This is a genomic window from Luteirhabdus pelagi (assembly GCF_016827595.1).
Taxonomy (GTDB): domain Bacteria; phylum Bacteroidota; class Bacteroidia; order Flavobacteriales; family Flavobacteriaceae; genus Luteirhabdus; species Luteirhabdus pelagi.
The window spans coordinates 519,943-541,355 of sequence record NZ_JAECMS010000001.1 but is presented as its reverse complement, the minus strand read 5'-3'; the positions used below and the strand labels follow the sequence as shown (position 1 = coordinate 541,355).

The window sequence follows — 21,413 nt, the reverse complement described above, 5'->3', positions numbered from 1 at the left end:
TATGAAGGAAGATTATTATGAGATACTGGGACTTGATAAAAATGCCAGTGCGACGGAAATAAAGAAAGCCTATCGGAAGATGGCGATCAAATACCACCCGGATAAGAATCCCGGAGACGATAAAGCTGAAGAGATGTTTAAGAAATCAGCCGAGGCGTATGAGGTATTGAGCAATCCCGAGAAAAAGGCAAAATACGATCGTTTTGGTCATCAAGCCTTTGAAGGCGGTGGCTTCGGCGGCGGAGGCATGAACATGGATGATATCTTCAGTCAGTTTGGCGATATCTTCGGTGGTGCTTTCGGTGGCGGAGGCGGATTTAGTGGCTTCGGTGGTTTTGGCGGCGGTGGTCGCAGAACCGTAAAGGGAAGCAATCTTCGTATACGCGTAAAATTGACCTTAGATGAAATAGCAAATGGCGTTGAAAAGAAAATCAAGGTCAAACGAAAGAAAGTAGCAGAAGGAACTACCTACTCTACTTGTGGTACTTGTAACGGAACGGGTCAAGTTACTCGTGTTCAGAATACTATTTTGGGGCGAATGCAAACCGCAACAACTTGTAGTACGTGTGGCGGCGCAGGGCAAACTATCGATAAGAAGCCCGGCAATGCCGATGCGCATGGTATGATTACTACTGAAGATACCGTAAGCATTAAAATTCCGGCTGGTGTCGTAGATGGCATGCAATTGAAGGTGTCCGGAAAAGGAAACGATGCTCCTGGTAATGGTATTCCTGGCGATTTATTGGTCGCCATTGAAGAACAGGATCATCCAACCTTACAACGGGAAGGCGATAATCTTCACTACGATTTATATATCAGCTTTTCTGAAGCTGCTTTGGGAGCCAGTAAAGAAATTGATACCGTTACCGGTAAGGTTCGTATTAAAGTAGAACCTGGCGTGCAAAGTGGAAAGATTCTTCGCTTACGAAATAAAGGGATTCCAAGTATTAATGGATACGGAACTGGCGATTTATTAGTTCATGTAAATGTTTGGACACCGAAGACATTGACAAAGGAACAACGCGAATTTTTTGAAAAAATGCATAACGACGAAAACTTCGAGCCACAGCCAAAACAGGAGGATAAGTCGTTCTTCGAAAAAGTAAAAGATATGTTTTCTTAATTAAAAGTTAATATTCTCATATTTTTCCCTATATTTGAAATGTCGCAACAATCTTTTGTGCGATAATTTTTCTTTTTCATAGCAATTTTTTTCCCACCCTTGATTTTATTGAGGGTGGGTTTTGTTTTTAGGGAGGTTGCTAGTTTTTCATCAGGATTACAAATACTAATCGATGAAATAATCTTGAATCCCAAAGGCTTCCTTGCTTCACTTTTCTACCTTTGCCAAAATTTTTCGCAGTGCTGCAGCAATACACCAAAGAGTTCCGCTATAATGTACACCTTGCTATGCCGGTTATCCTCGGCATGCTCGGGCATACTGTTGTGGCTTTGGTCGATAACATTATGGTTGGGCAATTAGGTACCGCTGAACTTGCCGCGGTATCGCTTGGGAATAGCTTTATGTTTATTGCGATGTCTTTCGGGATTGGTTTTTCTACTGCGATTACACCGCTAGTCGCCGAGGCAGATGGGGAAGGAAGCTTTACCAAGGGAAAATCGGCCTTTAAACACGGCCTTTTTTTATGTACGGTACTCGGAATTCTTTTAGTCGCTTTAGTATTTGCCGGTAAACCCTTGATGTACGCTATGAACCAACCGCCAGAAGTTGTGGCGCTTGCAATGCCATACCTAAACTTGGTTGCTGTGTCTCTTTTGCCGATGATCGTTTTTCAGGCATTTAAGCAATTTAGCGATGGACTTTCTCTTACGCGATATCCCATGTATGCAACCATCGTTGCGAACATAGTAAATGTTTTTCTGAACTATATCTTCATCTTCGGAAAATGGGGGATGCCCCAACTTGGAATCGTAGGGGCAGCCATCGGAACGTTGGCATCGAGAGTGGTTATGGTGGCCTATCTGTGGTATATGCTCAGTCGGAAGAAGAAATCGAGACCATTTGTACTCAATATAAAGTTCTTCGAGCTTGCCAAAACAGAACTCAAGAAGTTGATGAACCTGGGCATGCCTTCAGCCCTACAGATGTTTTTTGAAGTCGGAATCTTTACTGCAGCCATTTGGTTGTCGGGAATTTTGGGAAAGAACCCACAAGCGGCCAATCAGATTGCGCTCAACCTTTCTTCCATGACTTTTATGGTGGCAACGGGGTTTAGTGTGGTTGCAATGATTCGGGTGGGAAATCAAAAAGGATTGCAGCGATTTCGAGAATTAAGGCGAATCGCGTTTTCAATATTTCTCCTTTCAATATTGCTGGCTGTTGTTTTCGCCCTATTGTTTGTAATTTTTAAGGATGCTCTTCCGAAACTGTATTTGGATTACGATAATGTGGCAGAACGATTGGATAACCTGGAAGTGGCGACAATTGCAGCCCAATTATTATTGATTTCAGCTATTTTCCAGATTTCGGATACGCTTCAAGTGGTAGCCTTAGGTGCCTTGCGAGGTATGCAAGATGTGAAAATTCCAACGGTCATAACATTTATAGCCTACTGGGCCATCGGTTTTCCGATTTCCTATTACCTGAGTATGCATGAAGAGTATGGCAGCAGTGGTATTTGGATTGGACTTTTGGCGGGACTAACTGCTTCGGGCGTTTTGCTGTTTATTCGTTTCAACAAATTGTCGAACCGGCTTATTGTAAAGGATTCGGCATTGACATAAATTATAGTATTTTTAAAATTCGCGTAGCGAAACAAACAATAAAAGAATATGGACATACCAAAATACCTACTTGGCGATAACACCGATTTTCCAGATGCGGTTTTTGTCATTCATACCGAATTTCCTCGTTTTATCATCAACCTAGCCAATGATGAAGTAGAATGGTTAGAAGAATTCGATTCACACGATCAGAAGGAACTCGAAAGTGAAACCGAAAACTTTATTCGGGAAGCCACCGAATTCTACGACCGTGAAGTAGCACGCTACGAGGATGATTGATCAGCTGCTGGAATATGACACCGAATTATTTTTGTTCCTAAACGGATTGGGAAATACCTCATGGGACGGGTTTTGGAACTTCGTCACCGAAAAGTGGTCGTCAATTCCACTGTATGCGCTCATGCTATTTTTAATCTATCGCGAATACGGTTGGAAAGCAACAGGGATCATCTTGGTTGCTGCTGCGCTAATGATTACCGCCACCGATCAGCTTTCAAACCTTTTTAAGCACGGTTTCGAGCGTCCACGTCCGTGTCAGGTAGAAGCACTACAAGATCAAATGCGCTTTGTTGCAGAACGCTGCGGACGTTATGGTTATTTTTCGGCCCACGCAGCTAGTAGCATGGCTGCAGCAGTATTTATGGGGCTATTATTGCGTAAACGGTATTATTATCTTCCCTTTTTACTATTAGTTTGGGCAATCGGAACAGCCTACAGTAGGATTTATCTGGGAGTTCACTATCCGTTGGATATTATTACCGGGATGTTTTTCGGAGCTTGGATTGGATGGGGTGCCTACGGACTTCAGCGATGGGCCAATCGAAAGTGGGCCTAATTATTTTCTAGAGATTTTATACAACGTTCGGACTAACCGCTTACGATGCGAACGGCTTCCGGGACTTGCAGAGTTCATGTCTACTTCACCAAGTTTTTTGACTGAAAAACCTTGAAAATCCTGTTCAAAATTTTCTAATGCCTGATCTCGAACTAAAACACCAAAGGTTTCTTCCGAAGGTAGTTCTAATTTTTCCTTCGATTTCAATACTGGCGTAGGTGCTTTGTAATTCCATACAATTTCAGGTGAGAACTCATTGTATTCATAAATGTTGAGGTCCTTCACGGGAGCCGTTTCCTTCAATGCTGAAATGGATTGGTAGTTTTCATTATGAAGAAGCGTATTTGTCATCGGTAATCCGAAAATCAATATCGAACAAACGAAAAGAACCGTATAATAAAACGCCCAACGGATATTCTTCTGAAACAAATTCTTCAGTATAAAAATACCAAATCCCAATAGCGCAATAGCGAGTAAACAATACCACACCCAAAAACCATCCACCTTCTCCTGTAGGTATAGATAGCCGCCAAAGGAGAAAATGATACCTATTAACCCTACCAAGCCGAAGTGAAGGTAGACAGGAATCTTTTCAAGTGTTGACCGAATGTCCTTGAAATTGTGAATCAAATACTGAATATAGAAAGAAATATTCAATGCCAATGGAATTAAAACAGGCAATAGATAGCGCGATTTCTTCTCTGGAATAATTGAAAGCAACACCACCGAAGCCACGGTCCAAAGTAAACTAAAGGTGTAGGCTTTTTTGTTCGTCACCCTATCCTTCAAATAGGGATACAACAAACTGATGAAGGCAGGAATCGTCCAGATGCCGCTCTGGGTGAAAAAGCTCCAATAGTAATAAAAAGGACGAATGTTATAGCTGGTCCAATTTTCGGTCTCTTCACCAGTAATAGCAAGTAAATGCTCCGCATCTTTCCAATACACATACCCATACCACCAACCTGAAACAATGACGCTTACGAATAAGACAACTAACAGCGGACCAATCCGATTTCGGATTTCCTTTCCTTTCAACACCAAACCATAAGCAATTAAAAACGGTAGCAATAAGGCGTAAAAGGAAACAGGGCCCTTACTCATAAACGAAGCGCCAATCCCTAATCCAGCCAAAAGGGCAAAGGAGTAGTGTTTTGTTTTTTGGGTGAAGAGTTTATAGAGAAAATAGATGCCGATCATCATAAACCCATGGGTGAAGATGTCCCATTGACCGTTTCTACCCGCAAACACCATATAAAAGGAGGTCGCTAGTACGAGTGAAGCGATAAGGCCAACTTCCATATCCTTCGTAATGCGTTCCGAAAGTTTATAGAATAGCAATAGTAGCACTACAGTTATAAGCGAAGCAGGGAGTCGTAAACCGGCTTGGTTGTCGAAACCGAATACCATTCCTGAAATAGCGGTAAGCCAAGTTGGTAATGGTGGTTTTTCGTAGCGTGGTTCGCCATTAAGGGTAGTGAGTAGCCAGTTGCCATCGTCTACCATTTCCCGAGCCGTGATAAAATTTCGCGCCTCCATGATGTTCACGGGTAACATATTGAGGTTCGAAAAATAAACAGTCAGGCAGGTAAAGGCCAATAAGATGAAATATTGGTATTTACGCATGGGTGCGACGTTCTTTTCTCCAGATTATTATGTTTCTAATATACACAATCATTCCGACGCTATGAGCCGAAAATAGCACAATATCCTGACGGAAAATGGAATACAATAGAATCAATACGGATCCTGTAAGGCTAATGGCCCAAAAACCCAAGGGGAGTTGCGACGTTTTGCTGCGTTCGCTCACCAACCATTGAAAAACGAATCGAAAGATAAAAACGAGTTGCGAAACAATCCCCAATACTAATAACCAAGGTGCAATATTGTTGCTGCTAAAGAATTGCTGTAAATCGTACTCACCATTGTTATAGGAATAAATTACGATGAACAATGGAAAGGCAAAGAACAACCATTGAAAAACGCGATGCATCTTTTGCCATTCGCCCTGTAGCTGAAGGTTTCGGATGTATATGAAATAGGTAAGGGATTGGCCGAGCATGATGGCAAAATCTTCGCGCAGATAACCATAAATGAAGAAAATAATGGAGGCTAGCAGGCTAAGTTTCCAAAAAACGGAAGGGGTGATAACCTTTTTGTGTTTTTCAGAGAGGAGCCATTGTACCAAAAAGCGCGAGAAAAAGAGTCCTTGCCCTAAAAATCCGATGAGGGTGATATAGCTTAACTGCTCAATCATCCTTTTTTCTCAATTTCGTAATTGATGTATTTCTTTTTCATCCATAAGTATGCGAAGCAATCGACCAACGGACCAAAAAGTCGGTTCCACAAATGATACTTTGCGGTTCCCGCCGTTCTGGGGAAATGGCGAATCGGAATTTGCACTATTTTTCCATTCTGAAGAAGAATCATGGCGGGTAAAAAACGATGAAGTCCCGTGAACATAGGAATTCGTTTTGCATATTCGGTTTTAATAACCTTCAACGGACAGCCGGTATCGTCCATGCCGTCATGTGTGAATGCTCTACGAATACCATTCGCTATTTTTGAAGACATATTCTTTACAAACGAATCTTTTCTATCGGCACGTACACCCGTTACCAAATCGTATTCCCCTATGTGTTCTAGCAATAAGTTGAAATCTTCTGGATGTGTCTGTAAATCGCTATCGATATACCCAACTAATGGAGAAGTCACCGTGTCGAATCCAGCTTTAATGGCAGCACTAAGGCCACGGTTTTCAACAAAGGATATAAACTGAAAGTGTTCTTGTCGCTGGCAGATGGTTTCAATCAGCTGCTGACTGTTATCGCTCGAGCCATCGTTCACAAAGAGAATGGCTGTCGTTTTAGGGGCTTTTTCAATATAGGAAAGTAATTCTTTCTCAACCCTTTCGAGATTTTCCTCTTCATTATACACGGGAACGATGATAGTAAATTCGTACATACGATTGCGCTTGTTGGGGCAAAAGTATTTTATTTCAGCGAACCTATGAAAGAAGCATGCTTTTAATTATAGGTGAAGATGAATTTGATAGTTGCAATCTTTGCTTTTGGAATTTGTGATTTGGAATTTGATGCTATTGTTACTGTTGATGCTGTGAGGAATAATTTGTCAATTTGAAAATTATATAATGGCGTAAGGAGGCAAGTTGAAAATTAGGAAATAATATAGAAGTTGAGCAGTGGAGAAATATCGCACGTGACTATTGACCAACAAGTTTAGCTTTTGGAATTTGGAATTTGGAATTTGGAATTTGTGATTTGATACTATTGCTTCAATGTGTTATTTTGCTTTTTGTTTACAGCACCCAGCACCCAGCACCCAGCACCCAGCATCTAGCTCTTGGCCCTTAGTTTTTCACTTTACATTAGGACTACCGACTAAAGACTACCGACTAATGGGCTTTTTTCAACCCAAGTACGCTAAAAAACAGACTAAACAGCGCTGTCTGTACACCGAAGAGAATTGCAGTTACCGCCCCAATAGCCATTCGCATGGTAACATGGTTTTCAATATTTCCGAAATTGAGTTCTTTCCAGTTGAAGAAAGCGATCAAGGCGAGCATAATACCAATAAGAATTAAGAAGCCACCGAGCAATAACCCTTTTTCTAGATTCAGTATTTTGAAAAGGCGGTCATATTTTTTCGATTTTGGAAGCAAATCATTTTCTACCGTATATACCTTCGTTAGTCCATAAAACAACACTAACTGAAAACCGGTCAGCCACAATCCCGTCGAGAAGAGTAATGTGTGCACATCGAATGTAACACCAAAAAGCGTCAACGGTCCGAAAAATAGAATGAATGAAAAAATAAGTCCGACACTCATAGCAACCGCTCCAGGCAATAAGAACAGCCATTTTGGACTGTATAAAAGCAAAAAACGCAAATGTCGCCAGCCATCTTTCCACGTATTTAAATGGGGAGGACGCGACCGCCCATCTTTTGATAGGGTTGTGGGCACTTCGGCAATTTTCATATTCTTCAAACCTGCTTTTACGACCATTTCACTGGCGAATTCCATTCCGCTTGTACGCAACTCCATTCGGTTGTAGGCTTCCTTACTAAATCCGCGAAGCCCACAGTGGAAGTCGCCTATTTTCAATCTAAAAAATAAGCGTCCGATAAAGGAGAGTACTGGATTACCTAGGTATTTATGAAGAAACGGCATAGCTCCTTTTTCTATACCACCCTTAAAACGGTTTCCCATAACCAAGTCATACCCTTCTCGAAGTTTTTCGACATACGACATCATATTCGAGAAATCGTAGCTATCGTCGGCATCACCCATCATTATATAAGTGCCATTGGCAGCAGCTATTCCACCTTTCAGGGCATTTCCGTATCCTTTTTCCGAGACAGGCTGTACCGTAGCGCCTAATTTTCGTGCAATATCCTGGGAGCCATCTGTACTACCATTATCAGCAATTATGACTTCACCTTCAATATGCTCCCTTTCAAAAAAACCTTGGGCTTTCTTGATACAAACAGCCAAAGTTTCGGCTTCATTCAGACACGGCATTACGACGGATACTTCAGGATGCATAGCGCAAATATATCTTTTTACCAATTAGAAATAGAAGCAAACATTCTATGAAATAGTTGTAGAATAAATAGCGTTGTATGCTATGACAAGCAAATGCGGTTACCAAAGCGTTCGACATTACCAGGGTAGCAAAGAAAAACAAAAGGGCATTTTCATCTGTTGGATTTTTTAGGAAAACAACAACGGTATATCCAAAAAGAATAAATGCCAATAGACAAATCCAGTAGGAGCCAAAGCCATACGATAACCCAGTGGTATATAAGACGAGATACTGCTTCCAATTTTCGCCCACGAGAATAAAATATAAATTCTTGCAAGTATTCTCAATTTTGATGAATTCAGGTCCCAACTCAAATCCTTGCTGACGATAATAGCGTTTTCCGTAATCATGAATATTTTGATTGCATATTCTAGGAAAATTATCATGAAACAATTGATATTGGGCTTGCGGCCCTTGCCTTACTTTGCTTGCTAACAAGTCGAGACTATCAATAAAGCGATAGGATTCCTCAAAAATAGCCCGATCGTCGCTGTTCTTTATTGCAGTTCTATCGTCCCAATTTGAAAGAAATAATGGCATAGCAACGGCATTAACAAAGGTGTAGGGAGAAGTAGTGAAAAGGCCATATACCATTTTCTTAAAGGTAGCATCTAATGTAATAGCTAGAAAAGGTAAGCTAAATAAGATGGCACAGGTAAAGAGTTTTTTCCTTACACCATCTTTCTTTCTTTGCCAGATAAGATAGATTACGGCAAGTATTGGAGCTATAATAACAAACTGCCCCCTGGTAAGCACTAATCCTAAAAAGGCTATGCCAAAATAGATTAGATGCTGCGACTTGCGAAGCCAGAAGGTATTGATGGTGTAATAAAGCATCCAAAGATACAGGGGATACGCCAATCCTTCCGACGCAATATTATGCGCGATGAGAAATGGAGGGAAATAGGGAACGAAAAGTAGTATTCCAACTATAATTCGAAGCCATAGCGGTATTCTGATAACATGATTCAGTTTTAGGTAGAAGAAATATAGGGTCACCATTCCGAATAATGATTGAATGATAACGGTGGCGATACCCAAATTCTGTCCAAAGAGTACCTCCAAAACCTTCATGAAAATTACGTATACCGGATAGCGAACGATGGAGGCGCCCGTAAAACTATAGCTAGCCGGTGAAAAAATGGGAGGATTCAATAGCAAACCAATACTAACTATAATTAGGATAGCAAGTAGTATCCGCTTTTCAACTTTTGGGAGTGGGCGATACGATATAAAACTAAATCTCAAACAAACATTTTTAATTGTCAACGAATCGTTGAAACAATGTAAAAATAATTTTAGTTTTACGTAATCATAGCAAATAACCGATTTTTTTGAGCCAAAGCGAAATTGATTTTACGGTAGAAAAATATACTCATTCCAAAAAAAAGGAATGGGATGTCTTTGTAAGGAGAGCGAAAAATGCCACTTTTTTGTTTCAACGTGATTTTATGGACTACCATAGCGATCGTTTTCAGGACTTCTCGCTTATGATCTATCGGAATGGAAAGTTATTCGCGCTGCTTCCGGCGAACACCGTTGCCGATAAGGTGATTTCGCATCAAGGACTTACCTATGGTTCCTTTATTTTAAGTGAAAAGGCGAAACTCTTGGATGCCTTCGAAGCTTTTCGAAAGATGCTGATATTTTTAAATGAACAGGGTAAGAAGGTTCTGGAAGTTCGCCTCATTCCGAAATTTTATAATACGCTTCCGGCCGATGAATTGGAATATTTTTGTTTTCAAGCGAAGGCTACGCTGAAGAAACGCGATGTAATCATGGCTATTGATTATGAGCATAACCTTGGTTTCCAAAAGAACAGGAGAGAAGGTATCAATAAGGCCAAGCGACACGGCTTAACGGTACGAGTAGAAGAGAATTTCAAGGATTTTTGGGAGCAGATTCTGATTCCCAATCTACAGCGAAAACATGATGCCGAGCCGGTACATACCCTTGCGGAAATTGAACAGTTGGCAAAGGATTTTCCAGAAAATATCAAGCAAGTAAATGTTTATGACGATACGAATACGATAGTAGCCGGAACAACCGTTTTCTTAACTGACACTACGGTGCATCCACAATACGTGTCAGGTAATCAAGAAAAGAATACCTTGGGTAGCCTCGATTTGTTGTACGATTTTATCATGAATGAATTCAAGGACGATCGTCGCTATTTCGACTTCAATACTTCGAGTGAAGAGGGTGGAAAGGTCTTAAGCGAAGGGCTGCTTTTCTGGAAAGAGAGTTGTGGTGCACGAGCTTTTTCTTTCGATACATATCAAATCGATACTGCTGTGGCCAATACACTTAAAATTCCGTTGCTATGATTCCATTCTTGGATTTGCATGCCATTAACGCTCGATATGAGCCTGATTTTCAGGAAAAGTTCCAGCAATTCTTGAATTCAGGCTATTATATTTTGGGTGAAGAAACAGCCAAGTTCGAAAAAGCCTTTGCCGAATACTGTGGCGTAAAACATTGTATTGGAACTGGAAATGGCCTTGAGGCACTTAGAATTGTCCTTGAAGGTTACAAAGTACTTGGAAAGTTAAGGGAAGGCGACGAAGTATTAGTAGCTTCCAACACCTATATCGCTACCATTTTGGCCATTCAACAAGCAGGCCTTACTCCGAAACTTGTGGAAGGAGAAACTAAATACTTTAACTTTGATATGACAGCTCTTACCGAAGCCGTTACTACCAAAACAAAAGCGATTATGCCTGTTCACCTATATGGTCAGCTTACCCCCATGGAAACGCTTTGGGAATTGGCTGAGAAGCATAACCTATTATTGATTGAGGATGCCGCTCAGGCACATGGTTGTCAACATACCTCCGGAAAGAAAGCTGGGAATTTGGGGGATGCAGCAGGCTTTAGCTTTTATCCGACCAAAAATTTAGGCGCTCTTGGCGATGGAGGTGCCATCACAACCAACGACGATGCCCTGGCCGAAACGGTGCGGAAACTACGAAACTACGGGACAGTCTCAAAATATGAAAATGAGCTACAGGGTTTCAACTCGCGATTGGATGAACTGCAGGCAAGTTTGCTGTCCGTTAAGTTGCCAACATTGGATGGCGATAATAAGCGTAGACGAACGATTGCCAATCGATACCTTTCGGAAATCAAAAATGAAAAAATTATACTTCCGTATTACGAAGGTGGTAATGAACATATTTTTCACCTCTTTGTAGTACGGGTTCAGCATCGGTCGGAATTCATGAATTATTGTAAGGAAAATGCGATAGGTACTTTGATTCACTATCCTATTCCACCACATAAACAACAGGCATTTCCTGAATGGAACGAACTTTCCTTCCCAGTTACAGAACAAATCCACTCGGAAGTCGTTAGTATTCCAATAAGTCCGATTCTTACCGAGCAAGAAGTGGACCGAGTAATTTCAGTTTTAAACAACTATTGATTGAAACTACCTAAGCTTATACGCGACAATTTACTGTTGAAAATTACGTCGCTCAACGCGTCTGTAATCCTTTTGCGTTTACTCGTCGCTTTTTTTCTGCAGCGCGAATTGACCGATATTGTTGGTAAGGCAGGATACGCGAAGGTTGGTTCCTTGCGGAACCTTCTGCAAATGCTAACCTCTATTACATCGTTTGGGGTATTCAACGGGATTGTAAAGTATGTAGCCGAGCACAAGAAAAACCGGCACGAACTTCAGAAGTTGTTTTCAACAACCTTCGTCTTTAACATTTTAGGCAGTCTTTTTTGCTTTTTGGTGCTATTTTTTTGGTCTGAACCGATAAGCGTCTATTTCTTTTACGATACTGAATTTGCATACGTGATAAAAATCGTGGCGGTAGTGGTTCCGTTCATTTCTATTCAACGAGTATTTAATGGAATCGTAAACGGACTTTCAGCCTATAAGAAATTCGCCAAAATTGAAATTATTGCCTATTTACTAGGTGCAGCGCTTACCCTATACATGTTATACAAATACGGAATTGACGGTGCGCTCGTTGCCATTGCCTGTATCCCGATTGTTCAGGTGTTGGTATTGCTATTTATCTTCTTAAAGGTGATGCGCGAATATGTGGTGTTTTCTGAAATTAAATGGAAAATTCCCTACGGGCGATCGCTTTTGGCCTTTGCATTAATGTCGTTTTCTTCAACTGTTTTAGTGAATTATGTAGAATTGGATCTTCGTAATTTGCTAGCGGAACGATTAAGCGAAGAAGACGCTGGAATTTGGACGGGAATGACGACGCTTTCCAAAAATTATATGGTCTTCAGCGGAGCTCTTTTCACATTGTATGTTATCCCTAAATTTGTGGGTATTCATACCAAACAAAACTTTTTAAGGGAATTGAGTGTTATCTATAAGACCTTGCTACCGCTTTTTGCCTTTGGAATGATCGTTATTTATTTCCTTCGTTTCCAGTTTATCGAGTATATCTTTATCGATTTCGATGAAATGGCACCATTGTTTAAATGGCAATTATTGGGCGACTTTGTAAAATTGATGGCATTGGTACTGCTTCATCAATTAATCGCCAAGAAATTAGTACGAAATTTCGTTTTTGTTGAAGTGTTTTCTGCAGCGGTCTTTTATGGATTGGCCTATTGGCTTGTCGATCCTTATGAGGTGGAAGGTGTAGTGATTGCCCATTTTATTCGCTATATCTTATATTTCTTTTTAGTGCTTTTTCTCGTAATACGCTACTTCTCCCAACAGCCTCAGTCTTCAACCGAACAACTAACCGAACACTGACCATGGAACCGCAAAAAAATGCATTTCGGCATGTTGTGAAGGCCACCTCACTATTTGGAGGTGTGCAGGTTATTACCATCCTTATTTCAATAGTGCGGTCCAAAATTATCGCGTTGCTTATCGGACCTACTGGTATGGGAATCGCTAGTCTATTAAACACCACCTTAAATCTAGTAGATGCTGCTACTAATTTAGGATTGAATCGAAGTGCCGTAAAGGATATTTCCTATGCAAAGAATAATGATAGCACAGATAAAACGATAAGAACGGTTCGTGTGCTACAGCGCTTGGTTTGGTTTACGGGACTTGGGGGAGCCTTGCTCATGGGACTGACCTCTCCCTTGCTGAGTGAACTTGCCTTTGGGAATTCCGATTATACTTTTGCTTTTATCTGGATTTCAATCGCATTGCTTTTCAAGCAACTCGCAAATTCAAACCTTGCTATTTTACAAGGGCTTCAGAAATTGCGTTCGTTGGCGAAAGCCAATGTTTTGGGAAGTCTTTTCGGATTGGTAACTACTATTCCACTCTATTACTTTTTCGGAATTGAAGGAATAGTACCCGCCATCATCATAGCGGCTATCGTTACCTTTTTTGTAACATCTTTCTTTCAACGGAAAATTGAATTACGAAAAACCGATCGCTTAACGAACAAACAGACCTTTTCGGAAGGAAAGGAAATGATCCGATTGGGAATAACCTTAAGCGTAAGCGGTATCATTAGTTTAATTGCTGCCTATGCTGTTCAAATCTACATCAGCAATACAGGTGGGGTAGATGAGGTAGGCTTTTATAATGCTGGAGTCGTAATTCTGAACACCTACGTGGGGCTGGTATTCAACGCTATGGCTACCGACTATTTTCCTCGTTTATCGGGCGTCATCGATTCGTTGGAAAAGGTGAAGGACATCGTATTCGAACAAGCCTTTGTAGCCATTCTTTTGATGCTACCAATAGTAGTAATATTCGTAGCCTTTGCTCCCTTTTTCATTACGTTGCTCTATTCCCAAGAGTTTAGTCCGACGGTACAATTCGTAGCATGGGGGATATTAGGAATGATGTTTAAGGCCGTTTCCTTTTCCATGGGGTACATCATTATAGCTAAGGGCGACTCTAAGGTTTTTATCACCACCGCGATTGTGTTTAATATAGTGTTAGTAGCTATGAACGTTGCGGGCTATTCTTATTGGGGGTTGGAAGGTTTGGGGATTAGCTATTTTCTGTATTTTATCATTCACTTTGTAGCGATTTGGATGTTAACCAACTCACTGTATGGCTTTCGGCTTAAATCGGAATTCTATGCTATCTTTATCGCCGGGCTGCTATTATGTGGTATCGCTTTTTCGCTAACATTTGTGGAAAACGTGCTTTACCGATATGTTGGGCTTAGTATAGTCGTACTAATTTCGATCATATTTTCACTTTATCAATTAGATAAGAAAGTGGGAATACGGGAATTGATACAAACCATTTTAAAACGAAAGAAAAAATAGGTTGAAGAAGAAACTTAAATTATTGTTTGCAGTGAATTGGTGGGCTACCTGGCGCTTCAACCTAAAGGTATTCCCGTTCTCCATCGCTCGAAAGCTACCTGTTTTTATCTTCGGAAAGATTCGGTTCTCGAGCCTAGACGGAACGGTCATTCTTGACGGACCTATTGAAACGGCGATGATAGGTATCGGACAAACCTTCGAGTTTCCTTCCACGTCGAAAGGAACCGCCGAATTGTTTTTACGGGGAACGCTTCGCTTTAAAGGAAAAGCGACCTGGGGGAAGGATGTATGTGTGAAAATTGATCAAGGAGCTGAATTCGAGATGGGCCATATGGCTACCTTGGGCTCTAATGTGAAGGTAATGTGCACCCAGCATATCGTGTTTGGGGAATGGACGGGCATCGGCTACGATTCACAAGTGGTGGATACCAATTCGCATCCGTTTATTAATAGTGAAACAAAACAAAAGTATCCTACTTCCGGAAGAATTGAATTGGGAGCGTATAATGCTATTTCCAATAAAGTGACGATTATGATGAATACCAAGACCTCCGATAATATCGTCATTGCTTCACATTCGCTATGCAATACCGATTATACGCCGCTAGGCTCCGAAATTCTTCTTGGGGGCATTCCGGCTAAAAAAATAAAGGATAATTTTTGTCGCGATTGGGAAAGCGAAAAGCCGAAACTCATTCAGAATAAAAAAATCAATTGGTAGGCTTACTGCTTCTTATAAAATTTGGCAGGATTTCCGAACCAGGTTTCATTGGCGGGAATATCTTTGTTTACAAACGATAAAGAACCCAAAACACTGTTATCGCCTATTGAAATTCCATGCTGCAACACGCAGTTGGTGCCGATAAAAACATGTTTGCCGATTTGGGCACCACCTATCTGTTCGTGTTCGGTATTTAGGTTGTTGCTCATCATCTTCGGACAGATATAGGTGTGATCGCCTATTTTAATTCCTCGAGCCAAAATACTATCATAACGGACCGTAACATGATTGCCAATCGTGCAGTTTCCAGAGGAAGAAACGCGCGAATCGATATAGCAATTCTCACCGACAATGGTTCCCTTTCGTAGCTCTACATAGTTTTTGATAACGGTTCCGTCACCAATTACGACATCGTCTTCAATGATGCAAAAGGCGCCAATTTCAACATTTTTTCCAATGGTTGCTTTTTCTGAAATGATGGAAGTATTCAATTTGCTGAGGATTTTTATTTGATGGGATATTCAACTAAACGCTAAAGTATACAAATTAATCGAGTTTCGAGGCTCCGTTCCAAGTGTCGATATATTGCTGAGCAATTTTTCTATAATCATGCTCCTTTTCAACAAATGCTCGCGCATTTTTGGAGATTTTCACAATACGTTCAGGGTTTAGAAGCAGGTGTTCCAATTCCTTGAAAATAGCTTCAGCATCAGGAAGCGCATTTATGGCTACTTCTTCCGTTAGGCTATAATAGTCTTCAAATTCTTTTTCGGCACCCGTAAAGACCACCTTTCCCTTCGCCATGGCCTCTAAGGCATTATATCCTTGGTCCATTCCCAGCACTTGGTCTAAAACGATATGGGCTTGATTGTATTTCTCAATGTATTCGGAATATGGAAGATTTTCAACCACCATAATGTGTAATTTTCCTGGATACTTTTTAGAAACCATTTCGAGGGCTTCTTCAAAATAATGACTTCCCTTTTTGAAGTAATTGCTTCTGTTGATACCATGAAACACGGTTATTTTTCCAGAACCATCCAGTGGAATGTAGGGGAGTTTTTCAATATTTACGGGATTGGGATGTAGTCCTAAATATTTGGGATGTCCCTGCAGCGGAACATGATAGTCTATGTCTGAAGCCAAAACCCCTTCGGACCGATGATATACAAATTCATGCAGCTTCTCAAAACGGGGTTCTAAATACTTCAACAAAGGCATATAGTCTTTAGCATCACCCCGATTTTCGAAATAAGGCGTTAGAATGGAATACCGCAGTTTTTTTTCATAGGCGTACTTAATACTGATGTAGTCGGCGCCACAGGAAAGCAGGAACAACTTTTTATTATGCTTGTGAAGAAAAGAAATCACTTCGGTTTCGACCTTTGGAGCGGTGCCCAACGGACTTTCATTTATTAACTGTACAATGTCGAATCCTTTTAGTTTTTCAGCATTAGCGAAGAACTGTTTCCGAAGGGAAGAAGCGGCAATATCGATTCCAAATAGCCGATACAACAGCACTTTCCACTTTTTCGATATTCCAGAAGTATGCGAGCGCTCAAGCTTGATGTCTACCGGATAGTTTTTAAAATAATCACCACTGCCAATCAATACCACTTCATGGCCGAGCGCCTGAAGCCCTTCCTTTAACGAATTATGTAATCGACTGTATTCACCGACGAGTAGTATCTTCATAAATGCATTATATTTGCTCGTACTTGCCCTCAAAAGTACGATTATTTATGCCCGACACCCTTCATGGTAGAAAAATTAAGGTTTGCCTGGTGGCAATCTCCCTCGGGCGAGGTGGAGCGGAACGCTCGACAGCTTTGTTGTCAAAAATGTTGGTGACGAAAGGATATGACGTAAGTCTGATTATTCTGAACGATTGGGTAGCTTACGAATATGCCGGAACCCTCTATAATCTTGGTAGAAATAAAAAGCAGCGCGATTCTGTCCTGAAGCGTTGGCAGCGTTTTGCTGAAATGCGGCGAATTATTAAGAAAGAAAAGTTTGACGTTATCATCGATAACCGAACCCGTGTTCAAGGGATGAAGGAATGGCTTTACCTGAAATGGCCGTATCGAAACCAAAAGTTAGTGTATGTGGTTAGAAGTTTTAATCTAGATCAATATTTTCCTCAGAATAATCGTGTAGCCACAAAAATGGTGCAGCGTGCTTCGGCAATAGTTGGCGTTTCTAAAGCGATAGCAGCTAAGGTAAATAGTCGTTTTGCTACAAGCAAGGCCATTTCGATTTATAATCCGATGGAAGAATTAGCCGTGACCGATTCAAACCGTGATTTTAGAGAACGTTATATTCTATTTCTTGGTCGTATTGAAGAAAGTGTAAAAAACTTTTCCCTTTTATTGGCTTCGTATAAAGCATCAGTATTGCTAGAAGCAAACATTCGTTTAAAGATTGTAGGCGAGGGACCCGATTCTGAATGGCTGCAAGAACAAATAAAAAAGATGGGATTGCAAGACCACGTTTCCATGCTTCCTTTTACACCGGAGGTGGGGCAATACCTTAAAAATGCCTTATATTTAACATTAACGAGTCGGTATGAAGGCTTTCCAAGAGTCTTGATTGAAGCACTATCGATGGGTACACCGGTAGTTTCAGTAGATTGCGATAGCGGTCCAAATGAAATTATTCAACACGAAAAGAATGGGTTGCTGGTACCCAACCATGATGAAAAAGCATTAACAACTGCCATGAATCGAATGGCCACAGATGAAGCATTCCGTAAGGAATGTGCGTCGTACGCAAAGAAAAGTATTGAACATTTACAACAAGAACACATTTCCAAGTTATGGGATCAATTGATACAGGAAATAATAACGAATTAGTAAACGGAAGTCGTATCATCGATATTCCAAAGATTATCGATCCCGAAGGACGTGGAAATCTGTCGGTGATTGAAAAAGACGTGCTTCCCTATGAGATGAAACGCGTGTATTATCTGTACGATGTTCCTAGCGATGGCAGTCGTGGAGGACACGCCCATAAGGAACAACTGGAGTTTCTAATAGCGATTAGCGGAAGCTTTGATGTTATTCTTCAGGATGGAAACCGAAAGGATACGGTAACCCTTAATAAACCAAACAAAGGATTGCTAATTGGTACCAGCGTTTGGCGAGAACTCGAAAATTTTTCCTCTGGCGCTATTTGCGTAGTGGTTTCTTCCGGTGAATTCGACGAAAGCGATTATATCCGAAACTACGATGATTTTAGGAATTGGATTTCGAAGGATCGATAAGAATGGAAGGATTCTTTAAAAAGCTGAAAGCTGTTCTTAAGGTAAACCAATCGCTAAGTTCTTTGTTTGAAAAGAATGTTTCAACAGTACCTCAACGTGATAAAAATAGTCCTGAATGTGCGGTGCTTCATGAGCCATATTCAATCAGTATCGACTTCTCGAACTATCATATTCCAAAAACACCTTATTGGCAAAAATTTGAAGGGCTAAAGAGCGCTTCACTCTTCTATTGCGAATTTGAAAAGGCCTCGATCGTTAGTAAGGGCATCGTCGTTTCAAATGAAGGCGATGTGCTCTTGGAAAGTACCATTTTTCAACAGGAATATTTAAACGAACTCCATAGCAATCATTTAATTGTAGGTCGAAAATGGTTGCCCACAAAAAATGTGGGTAAGGTACTTCCATTATTGAACAGGCTCGATAACAACTATTATCATTGGACACTAGAAAGTTTAAGTAGAGCTCTTTTGGTTTATGAACAGCCCTTTTTTAAAGACTATTCCGTAGTATTGAAAAAAGATGGAGCTGCTTTTATGAAGGAGTCACTTCAGTTTTTATTCGGAATTTCGGAGGATCGAATCATAGAAAAAGACATTTTAAGTGTCCTGAAACCACTCAAAACACTAGTTGTTTCCTTCCCGCATATTCGTGGCGAACAGACTACGATGGCTAATGTGTATTATCCGGACATGATTCGCAAATTAAATGCACTGGCGCATTCGAAGTTGAAACAAAAGGGTAATGTAGAAGGTGCTATTCAAAATATTCTCATTTCCAGAAAGAATGCCATTTCAAGACGAATTTTAAATGAAGATGAGGTATTGAAAGCATTACAACCTCTAGCGTTCGAGCCGGTGTGCTTAGAGGAATTGTCGTATGAAGCACAAGTTAGACTTTTCACTACTGCAAAACGGGTGCTAGCCATTCATGGTGCTGGGATTACGAATGTCATTTACGGCAGAAAACTAAGGTTAGTCGAATTGTATCCTGAAGAGCGAAACGCTCGCGATCCGTTTTACTTTGCGCAAATAACAGCCGCCTTAGGATTCGAACACTTGTTGTTGGAATATTCCTCCGATAATAAAAATGAAGATGTTATGGTAAGCAAACCTATCATCGACAAGATTAAAAAATTTCTCGCCTAAGTATAAGTGCTAACGGGTATGCCCATTCGTTGAAGTAGCGCTTTCACTTTTTGAAGTCCGAGTAGTATTGAACGTGGTTTCGTTAATAGGGAACGTTGCTTTGCCGTTAAATGCTTGTCGTCGATTTTCTGACGATACAGTTGAAACCTTTCCGAGTTTCCCTCCATCTTATAATGAAGTGCTATGGCATAATGATTAAGGCTTAAGTACTGTGCTAAATAGCTATTTTTTTCTGCAGCGCTTTTATAGACATCTAGATCGGGAAATTTTCGTCGACTAGCGGTTACGGCAGCCGATCGATTCGTACTATGAAGCACATGGAGAGCAGTTACCTGATTAGAAAAGGTGAGTGGTGCCTGTAATGCAGCACGAATCCATAAATCGGTATCCTCGCCATGGGTAACTTCCGTATTGAATCCGCCTAGCGTTTCAAAAAAATCTTTTTTCATCGCAACTGCTGAGGTCCATGCAAGAGCATCGATACGACTATATTGAAAGAAATCATCTACTTGCCCAGCCCATTCCGAGCCTTTTTCGAGAATAGGTGAGTTCATGGTTGAAATGCTTGACGTAGAGTGTTGTTTTTCATAGGCGGTTGCCATCCACTTCGTATTGGGAAACTTCAACAGTAGCTCTTGAAGTACTTCCAAATGATTTGGTTTCCATATATCGTCGGCATCTAAAAAAGCGATGTAGGGTGCAGCAGCTTTTTCAACCAAATAATTACGGGCAGCACTTACCCCTCGGTTTTCTTCAGAAAAATAACGGATACGCGTATCGGAAAACTTTTTAATCTCCACTTCACTGGAATCGGTAGCGCCATCATTCAGAATAAGGATTTCAAAATCGGTAAAACTTTGATGCAGCGCGGAGCGAAGACAGTCCGCAATATGAGCAGCTTTATTGTAAACCGGAATAATGATGGAAAATTTTGGCATTAACGACCTCTTTTAAGTTTACAATAATAGGCTAATCGATAGAGATCGAACCAAAAAAGATTCGGACGAGTAGAGAGAAAGTTACGTTTCATAGGACTGCGAAAAAGGTCAATCGTTTTTTGAAAGAGTCCCGCTAAGCCAAAACGGCTTATTTTTTTATAGGCATTCTGCATCGGCCTAGTGGCTTCTGTAAGTTTGCCTTCTTTTTCGAGTGAAACCGTAGTTGCTACTGCTTGCAATGATTTTTTCAGAAAAGCTTCGGATGACTCCAATCCCAAGTGGTACACGGGGTTATCGATATGCAGAACAGTAGCTTGGGTCTGCTTTAGCAATTGCTTGAAATAGATATCCAATCCGTAGCGATTCTCTTTCATTTTTTCGTTCAGGTTGAAAAAAAGTTCCTTTCTCATCAGGATACAACCAGAATTAATTGAGAAATAGGGATTCTGTAAACGTTTCAACATAGAAACCTCTTCACGCGCTCTTCCGTATTTCCAGCGTAATAATTTTTCTTTCTGTGGAGGTGTTTCCTTGTAGGCAATACCCCCGAATTGTACATCCCATTTTTTCTCCTTTAAATGAAAACGTTCTAAAAAGTTAGGATATTTCGGAAATACATCGGCATCCAGAAATAAGAGATGGTCATATGATGCTTTTTCCGCTAGCTTCTGACGCGTGGCCGTTCTTCCAAAATTCGTTTTATTATGGAGAAAACTTACGTCAGAAAACGAATCGAACACATTCATCTTAAAAGGTAGAGAAGGTGAGGCATCGTCGCAAACGATTATCTCATATTTTTTTTTCGTAGCCTGAATCTCTTCCTGAAGCCGCTTCACTAAAGGAACAACATCATAATTATAGGTTGGAATGAGGATTGAAAGCATGTGTCTATTTATACTGCAGTAGTTCTTTTGAAAGAGTTTTGGTATCTTCAG

General features: G+C 40.7%; 21 protein-coding genes. 12 read left to right on the top strand and 9 right to left on the bottom strand.

Features of this window, described 5'->3' with window-relative positions; all coding sequences use genetic code 11:
- The first annotated feature begins 1 nt into the window (after position 1).
- The 4 genes from dnaJ to I4Q58_RS02455 all read left to right on the top strand — a co-directional run bounded on the left by dnaJ (position 2) and on the right by I4Q58_RS02455 (position 3,580).
- Positions 2 to 1,123, top strand: coding sequence for a molecular chaperone DnaJ (gene dnaJ, locus I4Q58_RS02470; protein WP_203293359.1), 1,122 nt, complete (start codon positions 2 to 4; stop codon positions 1,121 to 1,123).
- 287 nt (positions 1,124 to 1,410) lie between these two features.
- A complete protein-coding gene (locus I4Q58_RS02465) occupies positions 1,411 to 2,745 on the top strand; it encodes an MATE family efflux transporter (protein ID WP_203294344.1) in 1,335 nt (444 codons plus the stop codon).
- Between the two features lie 48 nt (positions 2,746 to 2,793).
- Positions 2,794 to 3,024, top strand: coding sequence for a hypothetical protein (locus I4Q58_RS02460; RefSeq protein WP_203293357.1), 231 nt, complete (start codon positions 2,794 to 2,796; stop codon positions 3,022 to 3,024).
- Positions 3,017 to 3,580: a phosphatase PAP2 family protein gene (locus I4Q58_RS02455; RefSeq protein ID WP_203293355.1), complete on the top strand. Its 564-nt coding sequence runs from the start codon at positions 3,017 to 3,019 to the stop codon at positions 3,578 to 3,580. The genes I4Q58_RS02460 and I4Q58_RS02455 overlap by 8 nt, the downstream gene beginning before the upstream one ends.
- On the opposite strand, the gene I4Q58_RS02450 is transcribed toward I4Q58_RS02455, so the two are convergent.
- From I4Q58_RS02450 to I4Q58_RS02430, 5 genes are all read right to left on the bottom strand, one after another.
- Positions 3,581 to 5,206, bottom strand: a complete 1,626-nt coding sequence (locus I4Q58_RS02450) for an ArnT family glycosyltransferase (RefSeq protein ID WP_203293353.1) — start codon at positions 5,204 to 5,206, stop codon at positions 3,581 to 3,583. It abuts the gene before it with no gap.
- Positions 5,199 to 5,837, bottom strand: coding sequence for a lipid-A-disaccharide synthase N-terminal domain-containing protein (locus I4Q58_RS02445; protein ID WP_203293351.1), 639 nt, complete (start codon positions 5,835 to 5,837; stop codon positions 5,199 to 5,201). Before I4Q58_RS02445 ends, I4Q58_RS02450 begins: the two co-directional genes overlap by 8 nt.
- Positions 5,834 to 6,544, bottom strand: coding sequence for a glycosyltransferase family 2 protein (locus I4Q58_RS02440; RefSeq protein ID WP_203293349.1), 711 nt, complete (start codon positions 6,542 to 6,544; stop codon positions 5,834 to 5,836). Before I4Q58_RS02440 ends, I4Q58_RS02445 begins: the two co-directional genes overlap by 4 nt.
- A gap of 451 nt (positions 6,545 to 6,995) precedes the next feature.
- Positions 6,996 to 8,147, bottom strand: a complete 1,152-nt coding sequence (locus I4Q58_RS02435) for a glycosyltransferase family 2 protein (RefSeq protein WP_203293347.1) — start codon at positions 8,145 to 8,147, stop codon at positions 6,996 to 6,998.
- A complete protein-coding gene (locus tag I4Q58_RS02430; protein WP_203293345.1) occupies positions 8,137 to 9,435 on the bottom strand; it encodes a hypothetical protein in 1,299 nt (432 codons plus the stop codon). Before I4Q58_RS02430 ends, I4Q58_RS02435 begins: the two co-directional genes overlap by 11 nt.
- 86 nt (positions 9,436 to 9,521) lie before the next feature.
- On the opposite strand from I4Q58_RS02430, the gene I4Q58_RS02425 reads away from it, so the two are divergent.
- Genes I4Q58_RS02425 through I4Q58_RS02405 form a run of 5 tightly spaced genes read left to right on the top strand, consistent with a single transcriptional unit; the run spans position 9,522 to position 15,133 of the window.
- Positions 9,522 to 10,514, top strand: coding sequence for a GNAT family N-acetyltransferase (locus tag I4Q58_RS02425; RefSeq protein ID WP_203293343.1), 993 nt, complete (start codon positions 9,522 to 9,524; stop codon positions 10,512 to 10,514).
- Positions 10,511 to 11,611 carry a DegT/DnrJ/EryC1/StrS family aminotransferase gene (locus I4Q58_RS02420; RefSeq protein WP_203293341.1) on the top strand — a complete coding sequence of 367 codons (1,101 nt, stop codon included), beginning with the start codon at positions 10,511 to 10,513 and terminating at the stop codon, positions 11,609 to 11,611. Before I4Q58_RS02425 ends, I4Q58_RS02420 begins: the two co-directional genes overlap by 4 nt.
- Positions 11,612 to 12,919: an O-antigen translocase gene (locus tag I4Q58_RS02415; protein ID WP_203293339.1), complete on the top strand. Its 1,308-nt coding sequence runs from the start codon at positions 11,612 to 11,614 to the stop codon at positions 12,917 to 12,919.
- A 2-nt stretch (positions 12,920 to 12,921) separates the two neighbouring features.
- Positions 12,922 to 14,412, top strand: a complete 1,491-nt coding sequence (locus tag I4Q58_RS02410) for an O-antigen translocase (protein WP_203293337.1) — start codon at positions 12,922 to 12,924, stop codon at positions 14,410 to 14,412.
- 1 nt (position 14,413) lies between these two features.
- A complete protein-coding gene (locus tag I4Q58_RS02405; RefSeq protein ID WP_203293335.1) occupies positions 14,414 to 15,133 on the top strand; it encodes an acyltransferase in 720 nt (239 codons plus the stop codon).
- Between the two features lie 2 nt (positions 15,134 to 15,135).
- Here I4Q58_RS02405 and I4Q58_RS02400 read toward each other — a convergent pair whose 3' ends face one another.
- Positions 15,136 to 15,624 (bottom strand): DapH/DapD/GlmU-related protein, encoded by a 489-nt coding sequence (locus tag I4Q58_RS02400; RefSeq protein WP_203293333.1) that lies wholly within the window; start codon positions 15,622 to 15,624, stop codon positions 15,136 to 15,138.
- Between the two features lie 55 nt (positions 15,625 to 15,679).
- Positions 15,680 to 16,828 (bottom strand): glycosyltransferase family protein, encoded by a 1,149-nt coding sequence (locus tag I4Q58_RS02395; RefSeq protein WP_203293331.1) that lies wholly within the window; start codon positions 16,826 to 16,828, stop codon positions 15,680 to 15,682.
- Positions 16,829 to 16,875: 47 nt separating this feature from the next.
- Here I4Q58_RS02395 and I4Q58_RS02390 point away from each other — a divergent pair, with 47 nt between their 5' ends.
- Genes I4Q58_RS02390 through I4Q58_RS02380 form a run of 3 tightly spaced genes read left to right on the top strand, consistent with a single transcriptional unit; the run spans position 16,876 to position 19,540 of the window.
- On the top strand, positions 16,876 to 17,985 hold the full coding sequence (locus I4Q58_RS02390; protein ID WP_203293329.1) for a glycosyltransferase: 1,110 nt from the start codon (positions 16,876 to 16,878) through the stop codon (positions 17,983 to 17,985).
- The gene (locus I4Q58_RS02385) at positions 17,949 to 18,395 is read left to right on the top strand and encodes a sugar 3,4-ketoisomerase (RefSeq protein WP_203293327.1); all 447 of its coding nucleotides are present in this window, start codon (positions 17,949 to 17,951) and stop codon (positions 18,393 to 18,395) included. Before I4Q58_RS02390 ends, I4Q58_RS02385 begins: the two co-directional genes overlap by 37 nt.
- A 2-nt stretch (positions 18,396 to 18,397) precedes the next feature.
- Positions 18,398 to 19,540 (top strand): glycosyltransferase family 61 protein, encoded by a 1,143-nt coding sequence (locus I4Q58_RS02380; protein WP_203293326.1) that lies wholly within the window; start codon positions 18,398 to 18,400, stop codon positions 19,538 to 19,540.
- Here I4Q58_RS02380 and I4Q58_RS02375 read toward each other — a convergent pair.
- A complete protein-coding gene (locus I4Q58_RS02375; protein ID WP_203293324.1) occupies positions 19,537 to 20,478 on the bottom strand; it encodes a glycosyltransferase family A protein in 942 nt (313 codons plus the stop codon). The genes I4Q58_RS02380 and I4Q58_RS02375 overlap by 4 nt on opposite strands.
- Positions 20,478 to 21,362 (bottom strand): glycosyltransferase family 2 protein, encoded by an 885-nt coding sequence (locus I4Q58_RS02370; protein ID WP_203293322.1) that lies wholly within the window; start codon positions 21,360 to 21,362, stop codon positions 20,478 to 20,480. The genes I4Q58_RS02375 and I4Q58_RS02370 overlap by 1 nt, the downstream gene beginning before the upstream one ends.
- Positions 21,363 to 21,413: the final 51 nt, after the last annotated feature.